The 259-nt window shown below is 38.2% G+C and carries 1 protein-coding gene; it reads left to right on the top strand.

The features are described 5' to 3' along the window. A partial coding sequence (locus SB658_RS25135; RefSeq protein WP_410603135.1) for a large ribosomal subunit protein uL10 occupies window positions 1-234 on the top strand: 234 nt, incomplete at its 5' end. Between the last annotated feature and the right edge of the window lie 25 nt (window positions 235-259).

The raw sequence follows: 259 nt of genomic DNA, 5'->3' as shown, positions 1-259 counted from the left end.
GTTGCTCCTGCGAAAGTATTAAACGACTTCGCTACAAAACATGAAGCTTTAGAAATTAAAGCTGGTGTAATCGAAGGTAAACTTGTAACACTTGATGAGGTTAAAGCTATCGCTACTCTTCCATCACGTGAAGGCTTACTTTCTATGCTTCTTAGCGTTCTTCAAGCTCCAATCCGTAACCTTGCACTTGCTACTAAAGCAGTTGCAGAACAAAAGGAAGAGCAAGGCGCTTAATTTTTTAAAAGATAATTACTTGTTA

Origin of the sequence: Bacillus sp. SIMBA_008, from assembly GCF_046535495.1 — a bacterium.
GTDB lineage: Bacteria > Bacillota > Bacilli > Bacillales > Bacillaceae > Bacillus > Bacillus subtilis.
This window is presented reverse-complemented; position numbering and strand designations above follow the sequence as displayed.